The following is a 16,084-nucleotide window of genomic DNA, read 5'->3' as shown; positions in this document are numbered from 1 at the left end:
TTCGCCTGTCCCACTCGGCGCCGTGACCCTCCCGGCACCCATGCCGTGCAGCTCACGCCCTGCCAGCGGGAGGGCGCAGGGACCCGGATGTGGTCCGCGGACTCCGGCGCAAGGTGGCACTGGTGGTCGAACGGGCGCGCACGGCCGTGTGCCGGCTCGTTCAGGGATCGCGGAATGCGCCGTAGTGCGTATGTCGTGGACACGCCTACGTTTGCGCTGTTGTGGACGGGTCAAGCTCACGGCATATTTCGGGGGGTCATCGGGCAGCCGGGACTTCGAGCCGCCTGACGGCGAGTGTCGCCCCGCCCGTCGGCTCCTCCTGATGGTGCGGTCCGGGGCTCCGTCGCGTGGCCCGTTCTGCGCCTCATGCTCCGTGCTCCGTGTCTCTTCGTACCGCCGTGCTCTGCGCCCCCGTGCTCCGTGTTCCGAGGAGGGCTTTCGTTGGACAACCGCTACGAGGTCTACGCGTTCGCCGACCCGGTCTTCTACGAGTCACCCCGACGCTGGGGCGCGCACGAGGAGTTCGACGCCGTCAGTCGGCCGCTGCCGGCGGGCTGGCAGCGCGGGGACCAGGAGATCTGGGCCGTGGTCCGGCCGGCGGACGTCCAGCTGCCCCCGCAGGGCTGGAAGATCCATGTGTCCTCGCGGGCCGAGGACGCCGAGGACGTGCTGGAGCAGGTCTTCGCGTTCTGCCTGAGGGAACGCGTGACGTTCAAGTTCCTGCGCGGACTGCCGGTCCTGCAGATGCAGAACTCCAAGTACGCCCCGCGCGGCGCCAGCGGCAAGTTCTGCACCCTCTACCCGGTGGACGACGCGCAGTTGGAGCGATGTCTCGACGGCCTGGGCAGCGCACTGGCCGGCCGCAAGGGCCCGTACATCCTCAGTGACCTGCGCTGGGGCGAGGGCCCGCTCTACCTGCGGTACGGCGGCTTCGCCGAGCTGCACTGCCGCAACGAGGCGGGCGAACAGGTGCTCGCGCTGGTCGGCCCGGACGGCCGGCTGGAGCCGGACGTGCGCGGCCCCGGATTCGCGGTGCCGTCCTGGGCGCCGGTCCCGGCCGTGATCGCGCCGGCCCTGGCCGCCCGGGCGGCGCAGCAGGAGAGCGGACTGCCCTACACGATCGAGCGGGCGCTGCACTTCTCCAACGCCGGAGGTGTGTACCTGGCACGGGACGGTGCCGACGGACCACGGCTGGTGCTGAAGGAGGCCAGGCCGTACGCGGGCCTGGACCAGCGCGGGACCGACGCCGTGACCAGGCTGCGCAACGAGCACGCCGTCCTGGTCCGGTTGGCGGGCGTGCCCGGGGTCCCCGAGCAACGCGGGCTGCTGACGGCCTGGGAACACGAGTTCCTGGCCGAGGAGTTCGTCGAGGGCACGTCGCTGAGCCAGTGGCTGGCGGGCCGCTACCCGCTGATCCATCCGGGCGTCGACGAGGCCGTCGTCACCGACTACACCCGCGAGGCGCTGGCACTCGTGGACCGGATCGAGCAGGTGGTGGCGGCGATCCATGCCCGCGGCGTGGTCTTCGGCGACCTGCATCCGCGCAACGTGCTCATCCGGCCGAACGGCGACGTCTGCTTCATCGACTTCGAACTCGCCAGCACCGTCGACGACTTCGTCCGTCCGGCACTGGGAGCGGCGGGCTTCGCGGCGCCGCCCGGTCACACCGGTCAGCAGATCGACCGCTACGCACTGGCGGCGCTGCGGTTGTGGCTCTTCCTGCCGCTGGTCCAACTGCCCGCGCTGGACCCGGGCAAGGCTCATGAGCTGGCCGACGTGATCGAGAGCCGCTTCCCGGTACCCGAGGGCTACACCACCCCGATCCGCGCTCTGCTCGGTCCGGCGCCCGCGGACGGGCGGACCGTGCGGCCCGAGCTGGGTACGCGCCGCGCGCAGCTCGGCGCACTGCTGGCCGCGCGGGAGGCCGACTGGCCGCGGATCCGTGACTCGCTGGCCGCCGGGATCGCGGCGATGGCCACCCCCGAGCGCGCGGACCGGCTCTTCCCCGGCGACGTCGCCCAGTTCACCCACGGAGGCCTGGGCCTGGGCCACGGCGCGGCCGGCGTCCTCTACGCTCTGCACGCCACCGGCGCCGCGATCGATCCCGACCACGTCCGCTGGCTGGTACGAGCCGCCGACCGCCCGGTCGAGCCGGGGCTGTACCACGGCGGGCACGGCGTGGCGTACGTGCTGGACCTGCTCGGCGAACGCGACGCGGCACTCGACCTGCTGAGCCGCCTCGCCACGGCCCCGGACCACGAACCGCAGCCCGGCCTGGCCACCGGCGCGCCGGGCATCGCCCTCACCCTGCTGCACTTCGCCGGGGCCACCGGCGAGCGACGGCTGCTCGACCAGGCACTCGCGCTCGCCCACGCGTCGGCCGCCGCGCTGGAGAAGGCCGGCCGCAGCGATCCCGCCCGCCGCGCCGGACTGCTGGGCGGGGCCGCCGGGACCGCGCTGGCGTTGGTCCGGCTCTACGAGCAGACCGGCGAGAGCGCGCTGCTCGACCAGGCGGAGACCCTGCTCGAACTCGACCTCGACCGGTGCAGGAAGGTCGCGGACGGCAGCCTCCAGGTGGTGGACGGCCGCCGGGTGCTCCCGTACGTGGAGAGCGGCAGCGCAGGGATCGGCCTGGCACTGCACGCCCTGCTGGAACACCGCCCGGACAGCCCGTCGGCCCGCCACGAGCCGGCCATCCGCCTGGCCGCGACCCCCGAGTTCGTCATCCAGTCCGGCCTGTTCAACGGCCGGGCCGGGCTCATCGGCTACGCGGCGCTGACCCGCCACCGGGCGCCCGAACCCGATGCAGCGGCACTGCTCGACCGGCAGCGGGCCCTGCTGGCCTGGCACCAGGTCTCCTACCGGGGTCAGCTGGCCTTCCCCGGTGACCAGTTGCTGCGCCTGTCCGCGGACCTGGCGACCGGCTCGGCCGGTGTGCTGCTGGCGCTCGGCACCGCACTGGCCGGTACGCCCTTCCTGCCCTGGACCGACCGGTCCCACTGACGGGCCCGGCCCACCTGCCCGGACCACCCGGGCCACGGGCACACCGCCCGCGCGCGCCCTCGCGCGCCACACAGACCCCCGGCCGCCGGCCGGGTGATCCACCCAACAGTGAAGGAGAACACGTCATGGCGATCCTGGACCTGCAGACCATCGAGCTGGCCGAGACCGAAGCGGTCGAGATCGACGACACCATGGCCAACGTCAGCTCGCTGAGCGCGCTCAACTGCACGGTCAGCACCGTGAGCACCCTGCTCTGTCTCTGACGTCGCCGACGGTCCGGTAGAGCCGGGTAAAAGGTAGGCGGTAGCTGGTCGGCCCGGGCGTCCACCCGGGCCGGCCAGGCCGCCGGCCCGCCGGGCCGCAGCGACGGAACCCTCGCTGCGGCCCGCACCCGCACCACCCCCGCGCCACCCGGCGGCGCGCCACCGCCGCACCGCAGCGCCGTTCGCCGCACCGCCCGTTCGTCGCAGCGCCCGTTCAGTGCACCGCCTGTTCACTGCACCGCCTGTTCACTGCACCGCCCGTTCGCCGCACCCGCCGAGAGGACGCCGTGGTCGACCAGCCCGCTCGCACCACCCCCCGCCCGGCGGACCGGATCCGACTGCGCCGAGAACTGACCGCCCAGCCATGGCCACTGGCCGTCGCGCTGCTGCTCGCGCTGGCCTCCACCGGAGCCGCCCTGGCCCTCCCGTTGCTGGTCAAGACGATCATCACCGACTTCTCCGCGCACCGGCCGCTCGCCCCCCACGTCCTGCTCATGTGCGCCGTCGCGGCAGCCGGCGCACTCGCCCAGGCCCTCGCCGGCTTCCTGCTCGCCCGCATCGGCGAACGGATGACCTACCGCCTGCGCACACGGATCATGGAGCACACGCTCCGCCTGCCGCTCGCCGTCGTCCGATCCCAGGGCACCGGCGAACTCACCGCCCGGATCACCTCCGACGCGCTGCTGCTGCGCCAAGTCGTCGACGTCGCCACCCAACTGCCCCTGGCGGGGCTGACCGTGGCGGCGACACTGCTCGTGATGGCGTGGATCGACTGGATCCTCACCGTCGTCACCGTCCTCGCGTTCGCCGCGCTCACCGCCCTGGTCCTGCTGATCGTGCGCCGCATCAAAGCCAACGTGACCAGCCAGCAGGACGCCGTGGGCCGGATCGCCCAACGCTTCACGGCCGACCTGGAAGCACTCAGCACCATCAAGGCCTACCGGGCCGAGTCGATGGCCGCCCGCGCGCTCGCCGCGGACGCCGAACAACTGCGCGCCGTGTCCCTGGCCGGCGGGCGGCTGAACTCGCTGATCCCGGCCGTACTGACGCTCGGCAACCAGCTCGCGCTGATCGCCGTGATCCTCGCCGGCGGCGTCCGCATGGCCACCGGCAGCGTCCAGCCCGCCGCGTTCGCCGCCTTCCTGCTCTACCTCCTGCAGACCGTGCCCTCGATCAGCGCACTGGCCACCGGCTTCGGCCGGCTCCAAGCAGGTCTCGCGGCCCGCGACCGCTGCACCGATCTGCTCGCCCTCACACCCGAAGCCGAGCCGCACGACGCCGAGCGCACCGTGCCGCCCCCGCCACCCGACGTCCCCTCGGTGGTCTTCGACTCCGTCTCCTTCACCCACACCGGCTCCTGCGACGCCGCACTGCGCGCGGTCTCCTTCAGCACCGGGCGCACCGGCCTGACCGCGGTGGTCGGCCCCTCCGGAGCCGGGAAGAGCACCACCCTCTCGCTCATCGACCGCTTCATCCGGCCCGCCTCGGGCTCCGTCACCGTCCTCGGCCACGACACCGCCCACTGGCCGCTGAACGCGCTGCGAGCCCGCATCGCCTACGTCGACCAGGCGTTCACACTGATCGAGGCGACCGCCCGGGAGAACCTCCAACTCGGCCGCACCGAACCGGTCGACGAAGCCGAACTGACCGCCGCGCTGGACGCCGTCGGCCTCACCGATGACATCGCCCGCCTGCCCCAGGGGCTCGACACCCCGCTCGGCCGCGAGTGCGACCTGTCCGGCGGCCAGCGCCAGCGGATGGCACTGGCCCGGGCGCTGCTGTCCGACGCCGAGATCGTGCTGCTGGACGAACCCACCAGCCAGCTGGACGCGCTCAACGAGCAGCGCTTCCGCACGATCGTGGCGGACCTGGCGGCGACCCGGGCCGTGATCGTGGTCGCCCACCGGCTCTCCACCGTCCAGGACGCCCAGCAGGTGATCATGATGAACCGCGGCACCGTCGTCGACGCCGGCGACCACCCCACCCTGCTGGAACGCTGCCCCCTGTACCGGGAACTCGTCACCAGTCAGGCGATCCTCGCTTCCTGAACGGGAACCCCGGACTGCCCTGCGCCCCCGCACAGCCGCCGCCCGCATGACTCCGAAACCACCGCCAGCGAGCCGACCGGAGTGGCCAAGAATCACCACTGACCGGCTCCATCACGGGCGCAACGCCCTGCCCGTGCGTGTTTCCGAACGGAAAGCGAAGGTCAACGTCCTGGGTGAGGGACGGCCGACGATTTCCTCCTTTCCCCAACGGCCACTGTGGCTGATCTTTGAGCGGAACTCCCGGGAAGGCCGGTACTCCTGATGAAGGCGGGAGGCTCGAATGCGGCGGAAAATTGTCGGTGTGACTACCAACTTCCCCGTGAACCTTGTTAAGTGGCCAGTCGGGGCCGGATTGGTTCAAGAAGCCGGTCGACCACTCACTGCACGCGCAGACGGAAAGGGAATTCGCATGGTCAACAACCGCAACCGCTGGTCGTCCCTGCGGACGCTTCTCGTGGCCGCTGGAGCCTTCACCGCCGTAGCGCTGTCCACGGCGCCGTCGCACGCTGCGCAGCCGACCGTACAGTCCGCGCCGGCCGACTGCCCGAAGGGGTACTTCTGCGGCTACAAGCAGGCCAACTTCCAGCAGCTCGGATTCCGGTTCAAGGACTGCTACAAGCAGGAGATTCCCGACGGCATGGGCAGCGGGGGGTCCTGGTACAACAACCAGACTCCGGGTACGACGACGGGGATGTACGGCAAGGACGGGGGATGGCTCTACACCACCCCCGGCGCCCCCTCCTCCGACGCCCACGGAAGCTGGGGTCCTGTCTGGTACGTCTGGAACTACTGCTGAGGACCTGCCTCCAAGTTTCTGCGACGGGCAGATCTCGATAACCTGATCGCAGACGGAGGGGCCCCGCACGCGCCACTGTCCCCGGAGTTCCCGTTCGGCGAGCGGTCATGGCGTGACCGCTCGCCGAACGCCGCGCCGTGCGGCCGTACGGGGTGGACGTACGGAGAGGTGAATTCTCTTCGTGAATGGTGAAAATGCAGGGCAGGAACCGGGAATGTCCGGTCCCGGTGTGTTCCGTCGTCGGCGGTGGGGATCAGCCGCGGAGGGCGGAGGCGAAGATCCTCGGCAGGGCCGTCCAGCGGGGTGCTGCGGCGAAGTCGACGAGGAGCCGGCCCATCGTGGCGGCCGTGCGGTGGGTGACGAACCACGGCGGCTTCGGGGACAAGGCCGGCTTCCCGTGCCGGAGGGGCAGGAGGGCTCGCGGTGCGGGACGGAACGGGCCGCGGACGACGGTGCGTTCGGGCCCGTCGAGGAGCAGGGCGTTGTGGACGACTCCGATGCCGCTCTGCACGTCGTCGACGGTGTGGCCGGGGTGGGCGCCCCAGGTGGCGGTCGCGGTGAGGTAGCCGGCGCCGGTCCACGCGTTCAACGCGACCGTTCCGTAGCGGAGTTCGGCGATGGCCCGGTCGAGCGCGCTGCCCAGGGAGTCGATGGTCCGTGGGTGTGCGATCAGGTTCACGCCGAGTGTGCCGGCCATCCTCCCGTTCGCGGTGGCGACCGCCTCGTCGAGGAACTGCCGTGCGTCGCCGGGGAGTTCCAGGACGGCGAGGACCGGTCCGAAGTACTCGGCGGTCAGGGCCGGCCCGGGGTCGGCCGGATCGAGGCCCGTGAGCAGCACCCGACCTCCGTCCAGGCGCAGCGCGCCGGGGTACGCGCCGACGGCACGCTCCACCCGGGTGTCGCTGCCCGGGTAGTAGGCGGGGCGCACCGGGGCGTCGCCCAGGGCCTGCCGCAGATGCGCGAGGAACTGCTCCTTCTGCCGCCACGCGGAGCTGAGGACGACGACCTGGCTCGCCACGCAGTTGTAGCCGCCGTTGTGCAGCTTCTGGGTGGCGAGGTGCTCGGCCTGGTACCGGAGGTCCGCCTCGGACCAGTCGCCGGGGACCACGATGGTCGGGGAGACGCCGCCCAGTTCGCTGGTCACCGGCTTGGCGAGCAGCGGTGTCCCGGCCCTCTTCCGGGCAGCGCCCTCCTCCCCGGTGCCGAAGACGATGGCGTCGTGGGTCTCGACGCTGCCCGTCAGGTGGACGTGTCCGACCTTCGGATGGTGCACCAGGTAGGAGCCGGCCCCGGCTGCGCCGGTGAGGACGCGGACCGCGCCCAGCTCGGTCAGCGGGGCCAGGACCTTGCCGAAGACGTCGAGGAGGCCGTCGGTGACCGGGTTGAGCTTGAGGGCCACCACCCGGTTGTTCGCGTACAGCTCGTAGAGCACGTCCAGGATCGGGATCGAGGTGATGTTCCCCGCGCCGAGCACGGCGCCCACGCCCCCCGTCCCGGCCGGGTGGAGCAGGGCGAGCCCGGCGCGGTCGCGCACCTCCTCCTCCGTGACGCCCGGAGGCATCCACACCTCGGCGCTGAAGCCGTTCAGGAGCAGCCGGTCCCAGACGCCGTGCGGCAGGACGCGGACCGACACCCGCCCGCCGGGCGCCCGGCCGAGGGGGAACCCGTCCACGGGGCTGCGCCCGGCCTCCAGCGCCTCGATGCTCGCGGTGAGCGCGGCCAGGGAGGTGAGGACCGGGTACGGGCCGGTGATCCACTCCTCTCCGACCAGCGGGCTGTCCTCCGGCAGACGCTTGTACGCGGCGGCCGCGCGCACCCACTCCCGCGCGTGCGCGACGGTCGCCGCACGTACCCGCTGGAGGAGTTCGCGCCGTTCGGCCAGGCCGCAGGCGGCCCACGCGGCCTCGCCGCGGACGAGGTCGTCGACCGCCCGGTCGATCGTTCGCGCCTGCTCGGCGGTGAGCGGGGGCGTGGTCATCGGACGGCTCCCTTGATGAGGTCGGACGCCTTCTCGGCGGCCATGATCGTGGGCGCGTTCGTGTTGCCGCGCGGCACGGACGGGAGGACCGAGGCGTCGACGACGCGCAGTCCCGCCACGCCGTACACCCGCAGCTCGGGGTCGACGACCGAACCGATCGCACAGGTCGACGTGGGGTGGTACAGGGTCTGCCCGGATCGCCGTGCCCAGCCGAGGAGGCCGGCGTCGTCGTGCGAGGCCGGCACGTCGAAAGCCCCGGTGGCGAGGGCGGACACGGCCGGCCGGGCGGCGATCTCCAGGGCGATCCGGATGCCGGCGACGATCGCCGCCCGGTCCTCGGCCGTCGTCAGGTAGTTGTGGACGATCCGGGGCGCCACGTCGGGGCGCGGCGAACGCAGGGTCACCGCACCGCGGCTCGTCGGGGCGACCACGCACGGGCCGAAGGCGAAGCCGTGCCCGGCCGGGGCACCGAGGCCCTCCTGGTGGAAGGGCACCGGGGCGGCGTGGAACTGCACGTCCGGAGCGTCCAGTTCGGGACGGCTGCGGAAGAACCCGCCCGCCTCGCCGAGGTTGGAGGTCAACGGGCCCCGTCCCTCGCTCTGCAGCAGTGCCGCGTTCTCCGGGGTCGCCGCGGTGAGGAGCGAGTCCACGTCCGTACGGAAGTTGAGCAGCGTCATGTAGTGGTCCTGCAGGCCCTGGCCGACCGGCAGGTCACGGACGACGCCGAGGCCGAAGGCGGACAGCAGGGCGGCCGGGCCGATCCCGGAGAGCATCAGGAGCTTCGGGGACTCGTACGCTCCCGCGGAGAGGATCACCTCCCGCTCGGCGCGCACGGTCTCGACGCCGCCGTTCCGCTCGACCTCGACGCCGGTCGCCCGGTCGCCCGGTCGCCCTCGATCACGATGCGGTGGGCGAGGGCCGAGGAGAGCACGGTCAGGTTCGGCCGCTCCAGTGCGGGGTGCAGGTAGGCGACGGCGGCGCTGCACCGCAAGCCGTTGCGCTGCGTCAGCTGGTAGCGGCCGACGCCGTCCTGGGTCTCGCCGTTGAAGTCGTCGTTGGCCTGGTACCCGGCCTGCTCGGCGGCCCGTACGAAGGCCGTGGCGAGGGGGTGGCAGGACCGGCCGTCGCTGACCGTCAGCGGCCCGCCCGCCCCGTGGTAGAGGTCTTCCCCGCGCTCGTTGTCCTCCGAGCGCCGGAAGTACGGCAGCACGTCGGCGTACGACCAGCCGGTCGCCCCGGCCGCCGCCCAGCCGTCGTAGTCGGCGCGGTTGCCCCGGATGTAGATCATGGCGTTGATCGAGCTGGAGCCGCCGAACACCTTGCCGCGGGGCAGGTACGCCCGTCGTCCGCCGGTGCCCGGCTCCGGGTCGGAGTCGAGGTCCCAGTCGAGAGCGGACTTGAACAGCTGCGGGAAGGCCGCGGGAACGTGGGTCTCCTGCGCGGTGTCGGGACCGCCCGCCTCGATGAGTGCGACCCGCACGTCCGGGTCCTCCGAGAGCCGGGCCGCGAGCACGCAGCCCGCGGAGCCGGCACCGATGATGACGTAGTCGTACATGTTCATCCCGTCCCTTGCGTGGGGGAGTCCTGGTGGGCCAGGGCCCGCGTGAGGAAGTCGATCTGGTCGGTGAGCACGTCCCGCTGGGCCGGTCCCGCGTAGACGTCCAGGTGGTCCACGGGGTACTCGAGCAGTTCCGCCCGCGGGCCGGCCCTGCGGGCGGTCCGCCGGGCGGCGTGCGGGGGCGCGATGCGGTCCTCGGTGCCGATCTGCAGGAGGATCGGGCACGGCAGGCGGCCGGCGAAGGCGTGGGGCCGGTTGAGACCCACCTTCAGCGCCGCGCGGGCGCGCACCTCGTTGCGGAAGCCGGGGCCGGCGAAGGAGGCGCAGATCCCGCGCGCGCCGGGGACTCCCATCATCGCCGGAGCATCCGGCTCCGCGATCACCGGCACGAGGTGCGGCGGCCGGGCGGTGGCGGCCCGGGCGGCGTCGCGCAGGCCGTGCCCCGCCAGGCGCAGCAGCCTGCCCGCCCCGCTGCGCCGCACCAGGTGGGCGAGCGAGGCGAGGCCGTCGGTGACGGGCGTGAGCGAGATCACCGCCGCGACCCGCGCGTCCTGGGCGGCGACGACGAGGGCGTGACCGCCCGCGTAGGACACGCCCCACAGCGCGATCAGCGCCGGATCGACTCCGGGCAGGCGGCGGGCGGCCGCGAGCGCCGCGTGGTAGTCCTGCCGCTGGCGGCGAACGGAGACGTCCTGACGGGCCGTACCGCCGGAGTCCCCGAAGCCGCGGTAGTCGAAGACGAGCGTGTCGAGCCCGGCCTCGGCGAAGCCCTCTGCGTAGTTCAGCAGTCCGCTGTCGCGGGTGCCGCCGAATCCGTGGGCCATGACCACGCAGGGCCGCCCGCCGGGCCCGGCCAGGGCGTCGTTCGTGGCCGGCAGGTGCCAGGCGGCGCAGCGTACGCCCCGGCTTAGGAAGATGATGTCGTGCTTCACCGTGCTGCCCTCCCCGGAGCGGGGAGCGGTCCGGGCGGAACCGGGCGGGGCGGCGGCCCGGGCGGCGCCTGGCGGACGGCGGTGAAGCGGAGCGCGCTGTCCTCGGCGGGCCCCTCGCGAAGCCGCTGGACGTCCCGCTCGTAGGCCATCTCCACCGTCCAGGGCCCGCTCGTGCCCGCCCGGGGGAAGTCCCCGATGCTCCGCAGGACGTAGTTCGAGTTCAGGTCCAGGTACGGCACCCGGGCGACGGCCGGGTCGTCGAGGACCGGCTCGACGGTGTCGTACCCGTGGGCGTCCATGTGGTCGAGCAGGCGGCAGAAGTGTTCGCAGACCAGGTCGATCTTGAGGGTCCAGGAGAGGTTGGTGTAGCCGAGGGCGAAGACGAGGTTCGGCACACCGGAGAGCATCATCGCCTTGAAGGCCGTGGTGTCCGAGGGCCTGGTCTCGCGGCCGTCGACGCTCAGCCGGATCTTGCCGAAGGGGGACATGGTGAGGCCCGTCGCGGTGACGACGACGTCCGCGGTCAGCTCCTGACCCGACCTCAACCGGATGCCGGTCCTGGTGAACCGGTCGATGTGGTCGGTGGCGACGGAGGCCCGTCCGGCCGTGATCGCCTCGAACAGATCGCCGTCGGGGACCACGCACAGCCGCTGGTCCCAGGGGTCGTAGCGCGGGGTGAAGTGCGTGTCGACGTCGAAGTGGCGCGGGAGTCGTCGGCGGACGTCGGCGATGAGCAGTCGTCGCACGGGCCCCGGCAGACGACGACTGGCCCTGTAGACGCCACGCGTGACCATGATGTTCTTGCGCCGGACGATCCGGTGCGCCCGGCGGTGGCCGATCAGGTTCCGCAGCAGGTTCGCGAGGGCGTCGTGGGCCGGGAGGGACAGCACGTAACCCGGTGAGCGCTGCAGCATGGTGACGTGGCCGGCGGTGCGCGCCATCGAGGGGACCAGGGTGACGGCCGTGGCACCGCTGCCGATCACGACGACGTGTTTGCCGGTGTAGTCGAGGTCCGCGGGCCAGTGCTGCGGGTGTACCACGGTGCCGGCGTAGTCCTCGATGCCGGTGAACTCGGGTGTGAATCCGGCGTCGTGGTCGTACATGCCGGTGCCGAGGAACAGGAACCGCGCGGTGAACGTCGTCCTCCTCCGACTGCCGGAGTGGCGGGCGGTGACGGTCCACCGGCCCGTCGCGGAGGAGAACTCCGCGCTGACGACCCGGTGCCCGAGCCGGATGTGCCGGGCCAGCCCGTACTGGGAGACCGTCTGGCGCAGGTAGTCGACGATGAGGGGTCCGCCGGCGATCGACGTGCGGTGGGTCCACGGCTTGAAGCCGTAACCGAAGGTCGGCATGTCGGAGTCGGACCGGATGCCGGGATACCGGAAGAGGTCCCAGGTGCCGCCGATGGCATCGCGGCTCTCCAGGATGTCCTTCTCGTACACCCTGATCGGATCGAACGGCACGAAAATACCGATCATCGGCTCCTGCGACGAGCATGCGGAAGGTACCGATTCGCCAGCCCGCCAGTACGCCCTCCTCGGCAGGCGGGCCGAAGAACAGGTCACCCGCGCCCTGATCTCCAGCGCGCGAGCAGCGCTGGACGACGGACAGTCCCTGACCTTCGGGAAGTTCACCATCAGCGAGGCCGGGATACAGGGAAAGCGAGGCCTCATCCCCTGGAGTGAGGCCACGGTGTCGACCAACGGCGGCCGCGTAACCGTCAGCAGGGACGGCAAGCTCTTCTCGGCCGCTTCCGAGAACGTAGCCGACATCCCCAACGTATCGCTGCTGCTCACGATCGTAGACGCGTACCGGCGAGGCGCCGACGCGCCGAGCAGCGGCGGTTAGGCCGGCGCGGTCAGAGCGGGGACCGGCGCCCGGCGGGAGGCGTATCGGTCGGCCTGCACCGAGAGCGGTGTTGCCCAGACCACGGTGGTTCTGTGGCGTGCCTCGCGGCGCAGCCGCGGCAGCGCACGCGGTGTTGGGCCAACGGGCGGCCGCCCGACTGGGGCACAGGCGTCAGCCGGGGAGAACCGCATTCCGTTGTCTCGTAAGACCTGGACAGGCCCATTCGCGAATGCGTGTGAGTTAGGAAGCCCCCTTGCGCAATGACGCGATGAGACGGTCTAGATCCCCACGCGCCGTGTAAGTACGGATCGGGTCGATGTAGTCGCGTGACTCGATGATCTGACCGTCCCGGACACGCATGACGAAGACGCAGGGCACCTTGGCCACGGAGCCCTCCGGCAACGTGAACTCATAGGCGAACTCGGCGACGATCACTTCAGGATCGATGGTCTCGTGAACGATGACATCGACGACACGCCTCTTCGGCAGGGACTCCCGAACGTCTGGCGCGGCACCGTGAAGTGCTCCTGGAGCGCACGCCGAGTCGTCAACGGCTCGGACTCCGGCGTCGCCATCGGATGCCGGACATCGGTGACCTCGCCGTACAGGTCAGCCAACTCGTTCAAGTTCCCGTCGGCGACCCCATGAACAAGGTGGAGAAACACCTCGCGCGGACTCATACTCACACGAGCTCCCCAAGTAGTACGCGCAGCCAGCTGTTGATCATTATTGCCTGGCTTGCGTCGGTCTCGCAGGGGTTTCGATCAGAAGCGTCCCATCCACCTCACCGACGGTCCCCCAACCGTCGCCCGGGCCGCGGGAACGGAATGCAGGCCGGTACGGCTCACCTCAGACCCTTCGACAACAACGGCCCGGATCCTCGACAAGCCCTATCGCTGCAGCGTAAGAGAATTGCCCGCGTCTCTGATCAAACGCTAGATGGCATCCCTCGTGAAAGCCTGAGGCCCCACCTGGTGGGACGACCTAGGGTCACAAGCTACGGGAGCCACGAGGTGAGCGGGTCATGGCATTGCGACACGTCCGGCTGCTCCGCGCACTTCTGGAAGGCGCGTTCCGCAGGCAGTCGGGACAACGCGAGCATGACGAGAGGCGCCGCCGCGACAATCAGCACCGTGCCCACCACGACGATCCTCATGGCTCGGTGCAGGGCGTTGCCCTTCCCGCCCGGCGTGACCCGCCGGGGAATTCTCGCCGTCACAGGCGGTGTGTTCGACTTTCTCACGGACACAGGGTAGGCCAGGGAAGTGGTGAGCCGAACGGCAGAGCGGAACCCCGCTACCTCGCGGCGCCTTAGCAGTGCGAGGTCGATCCGGTGCTCCGCTCAGAAGTGGTGGTCTCGACCGGATTGGCCGCTCCGGCTCCTGCTCCAGCGCACCGGTGCGGGCTTGGGCGGCCGCGGCCTCCGGGGGTCGTGCCAGGGGGCGGCATCGTGAGGGGAGCGGTCCGATCGACGACACCGGCGTCTTCACAGTCACTGTCCGGACAGGGTTGCGGGGCCTGCGGTGGAGTGTTCGGGGTCCTTCGGGGGTTGACTGCGGGTCTCGTGTTGCAGGGAGTCTTCGTAGCGGGTGCTGCGGGCGTGGTAGTACCGAGGCTCTACCGGCCCGCGATTCCGCTGCAGCACCGGTGAGTGGTCGGAGCCCGCCAGGCGTATGCCTCGACGCACAGGGCGCAGCCCTGACCAAGGCGGAGGCCGGCCAGCAGGCCGTACAGACCCACAGCCGAGGGCCTCGGACAGGCCGGGCAGGACGCCGCCAGGCACGCCCGCGATCAGGTCCCGAACGGGGCCTGTGGTTGCCGGTCGGCGAACCTCTACTTCGGTGCGGCGAGCAGGCGCACGGCCAGACCGCTGAAGATCGTGCCGCTGAAGATGTTCAGCCCGCGCGCAAACCGGCGGCTGCGGCGCAGTAGCGCGGCAAGGCGCCCCGACAGCAGCCCGACGGATGTGTCGATGGTCAGCCCGATGAGGACCATCGTCAGGCCCAGGATGAGGAACTGCACCGGGACGTGCCCCAGAGCGGGACGGACGAACTGCGGCAGGAACGCGACGTTGAACAAGATCACCTTGGGGTTCAGGACGTTCGTCAACATGCCCTGGCCGAAGGCTCGCCACCGGCTGGGAGCCGGCGATCCCGCCCGTCCTACCTCGCCGTCGAGCGGGGCCTTGTCCCGGAATGTCTTCACGGCGAGGTACAGCAGGTACGCCGCGCCGGCCCAACGCAGTGCGTAATACAACGTTGGGAACGCCAAGAACAGTGCAGACAAGCCCAGCATCGCTGCGAGCACGTGCAGAAGGGCACCGCATGCGACCCCAACCGCTGCGAGCACCCCCGTCCTCGGACCACCGCGGCCTCCCATCGCCACGATGAACATCATGTCCGGCCCCTGCGACACGCACAGCAGAAGGGCGGCGGCGAAGAACGCGGCATAAAGACTCGAGTCAACCATGACCCCTATGCTCACTCACCGGCTGAGGCAGCACACCTGATTTCGAACCGCGAGAACGTCGCTGAGCGGTCCTTCACCCGACAACCACTGTTTGCCCAGAAGGGAGCCCGGAGGATTGGCTTCAGGACATCCCCCGCGGCAGGGAGGCGCGGGGAGAGCCTGCCTCGGGCAACAGCTCAGGGGCAAGCACTGTGCCGCAACCTGCGGCGCGACCGCGACGCCTGCCGGCACTCGAGGCGCCGCAGCTTCAGTTGGTCGGCAGGACGCGGCGGTAGCGGAGCTTGGTGATCGGCATCCCGTCGCTGCACTCCCGCAGCACGGTGCCGTCATGTGTCCAGCCCTGGCCCTGGTAGAAGGCCCGGGCACGCAGGTTGTCCTCGAGGACCCACAACGACGCCGACCTGAATCCTGCCTCGGCCATGGTCGCCAGTGTCCGCGCCATCAAAGTCTTGCCGATCCCGGTTCCCCACACCTCGGGCAGTGTGTAGAGGGCGCCGATCGTCGACACGGTCCTCGGGTCGTCGTCCAGGTCCTCGGTCGGATAGAACCGGGAGTACCCGACCGTCCGGACCTCACCGTCAACTGCTGCCTCGGCCAGCAGCGTTCCAGAGGAAGGCCAGTTCCCCCCGGCCAGCTTCTCCTTCCAGGAGACGCACAGCCGCTCGGTGTCCAGCCCGGCAAGGTAGTCCGCGGGCAGCAACCCGACGAACGCAGCCCGCCACGAGGCGGCCTCGACTACCGCCAGACCTGCCACGTCCTCCGACGTAGCCGACCGCACATGCCCTGCCAAAGTACTCGAACCCCCATCAGCTTGCTGCTCGCACGCCGCACCCTAGTAGGGCCTGCCGTCCCCGCGCCAGCGATATCGGATGAGCCGGATGAGGGGCTCCTCGCGCCGCACAGCCCACCTCTGCGATGACCGTGAACAGCTGCGGCGGAAACCGGCAGCAAGACGGCGCGCCGCGTCCGTTCGCCGCTGTCCGCAGCCCTGACCGGAGCGACCACAGGCTGACGGTGCGGACTGCCACGATCCTCCCCCTCCGTCCGGCTACGGCCGGACCTCGCAGGCGGCCGGCTGCGCCTCGGCGGCAAGGGCGTGGGTCTGGTCGATCGCCTCGCGCAGCACCACCAGGTCGCCCGCGATGTCGTTGAGGACGACCCGCGGAGCGGACGCGGTGGTGGAGCCGAC

At 71.2% G+C, this 16,084-nt stretch carries 14 protein-coding genes; 5 read left to right on the top strand and 9 right to left on the bottom strand.

Features of this window, described 5'->3' with window-relative positions; translation table 11 throughout:
- Positions 1 to 441 precede the first annotated feature (441 nt).
- From lanKC to ACGF07_RS08050, 4 genes are all read left to right on the top strand, one after another.
- Positions 442 to 3,003, top strand: a complete 2,562-nt coding sequence (gene lanKC / locus ACGF07_RS08065; RefSeq protein ID WP_392896477.1) for a class III lanthionine synthetase LanKC — start codon at positions 442 to 444, stop codon at positions 3,001 to 3,003.
- Positions 3,004 to 3,128: 125 nt separating this feature from the next.
- Positions 3,129 to 3,266: a SapB/AmfS family lanthipeptide gene (locus ACGF07_RS08060; RefSeq protein WP_350742175.1), complete on the top strand. Its 138-nt coding sequence runs from the start codon at positions 3,129 to 3,131 to the stop codon at positions 3,264 to 3,266.
- A gap of 287 nt (positions 3,267 to 3,553) precedes the next feature.
- Positions 3,554 to 5,314, top strand: a complete 1,761-nt coding sequence (locus ACGF07_RS08055; protein WP_392896474.1) for an ABC transporter ATP-binding protein — start codon at positions 3,554 to 3,556, stop codon at positions 5,312 to 5,314.
- A gap of 409 nt (positions 5,315 to 5,723) precedes the next feature.
- Positions 5,724 to 6,110 carry a hypothetical protein gene (locus tag ACGF07_RS08050; RefSeq protein WP_392896473.1) on the top strand — a complete coding sequence of 129 codons (387 nt, stop codon included), beginning with the start codon at positions 5,724 to 5,726 and terminating at the stop codon, positions 6,108 to 6,110.
- A 253-nt stretch (positions 6,111 to 6,363) separates the two neighbouring features.
- On the opposite strand, the gene ACGF07_RS08045 is transcribed toward ACGF07_RS08050, so the two are convergent.
- From ACGF07_RS08045 to ACGF07_RS08025, 5 genes are read right to left on the bottom strand one after another with little or no spacing between them, the layout of a single operon-like run.
- Positions 6,364 to 8,088, bottom strand: coding sequence for an aldehyde dehydrogenase family protein (locus ACGF07_RS08045; protein ID WP_392896471.1), 1,725 nt, complete (start codon positions 8,086 to 8,088; stop codon positions 6,364 to 6,366).
- Complete coding sequence (locus ACGF07_RS08040) at positions 8,085 to 8,921, bottom strand: GMC family oxidoreductase (RefSeq protein WP_392896468.1); 837 nt, start codon at positions 8,919 to 8,921, stop codon at positions 8,085 to 8,087. The genes ACGF07_RS08045 and ACGF07_RS08040 overlap by 4 nt, the downstream gene beginning before the upstream one ends.
- Positions 8,900 to 9,649 carry a GMC family oxidoreductase gene (locus ACGF07_RS08035; RefSeq protein WP_392896467.1) on the bottom strand — a complete coding sequence of 250 codons (750 nt, stop codon included), beginning with the start codon at positions 9,647 to 9,649 and terminating at the stop codon, positions 8,900 to 8,902. The genes ACGF07_RS08040 and ACGF07_RS08035 overlap by 22 nt, the downstream gene beginning before the upstream one ends.
- Positions 9,646 to 10,578: an alpha/beta hydrolase gene (locus tag ACGF07_RS08030; RefSeq protein WP_392896465.1), complete on the bottom strand. Its 933-nt coding sequence runs from the start codon at positions 10,576 to 10,578 to the stop codon at positions 9,646 to 9,648. The genes ACGF07_RS08035 and ACGF07_RS08030 overlap by 4 nt, the downstream gene beginning before the upstream one ends.
- Positions 10,575 to 12,020 carry a flavin-containing monooxygenase gene (locus ACGF07_RS08025; RefSeq protein ID WP_392896463.1) on the bottom strand — a complete coding sequence of 482 codons (1,446 nt, stop codon included), beginning with the start codon at positions 12,018 to 12,020 and terminating at the stop codon, positions 10,575 to 10,577. Before ACGF07_RS08025 ends, ACGF07_RS08030 begins: the two co-directional genes overlap by 4 nt.
- On the opposite strand from ACGF07_RS08025, the gene ACGF07_RS08020 reads away from it, so the two are divergent.
- Complete coding sequence (locus tag ACGF07_RS08020) at positions 12,004 to 12,426, top strand: DUF6585 family protein (protein ID WP_392896462.1); 423 nt, start codon at positions 12,004 to 12,006, stop codon at positions 12,424 to 12,426. The genes ACGF07_RS08025 and ACGF07_RS08020 overlap by 17 nt on opposite strands.
- Before the next feature lie 240 nt (positions 12,427 to 12,666).
- Here ACGF07_RS08020 and ACGF07_RS08015 read toward each other — a convergent pair whose 3' ends face one another.
- The 4 genes from ACGF07_RS08015 to ACGF07_RS08000 all read right to left on the bottom strand — a co-directional run bounded on the left by ACGF07_RS08015 (position 12,667) and on the right by ACGF07_RS08000 (position 15,649).
- The gene (locus ACGF07_RS08015; protein ID WP_392896460.1) at positions 12,667 to 12,861 is read right to left on the bottom strand and encodes a hypothetical protein; all 195 of its coding nucleotides are present in this window, start codon (positions 12,859 to 12,861) and stop codon (positions 12,667 to 12,669) included.
- Between the two features lie 562 nt (positions 12,862 to 13,423).
- The gene (locus ACGF07_RS08010; protein WP_392896458.1) at positions 13,424 to 13,669 is read right to left on the bottom strand and encodes a hypothetical protein; all 246 of its coding nucleotides are present in this window, start codon (positions 13,667 to 13,669) and stop codon (positions 13,424 to 13,426) included.
- A gap of 590 nt (positions 13,670 to 14,259) precedes the next feature.
- Entirely contained in the window at positions 14,260 to 14,895 is a 636-nt protein-coding gene (locus tag ACGF07_RS08005; protein ID WP_392896456.1) for a LysE family translocator, read from the bottom strand.
- Positions 14,896 to 15,142: 247 nt separating this feature from the next.
- Positions 15,143 to 15,649, bottom strand: coding sequence for a GNAT family N-acetyltransferase (locus ACGF07_RS08000; RefSeq protein ID WP_392896454.1), 507 nt, complete (start codon positions 15,647 to 15,649; stop codon positions 15,143 to 15,145).
- Positions 15,650 to 16,084: the final 435 nt, after the last annotated feature.

The organism is Kitasatospora sp. NPDC048194 (assembly GCF_043202455.1).
Taxonomy (GTDB): Bacteria; Actinomycetota; Actinomycetes; order Streptomycetales; family Streptomycetaceae; genus Kitasatospora.
Note: the sequence above shows the minus strand (reverse complement) of the source record. Positions and strands in the feature narration are given on the sequence as shown.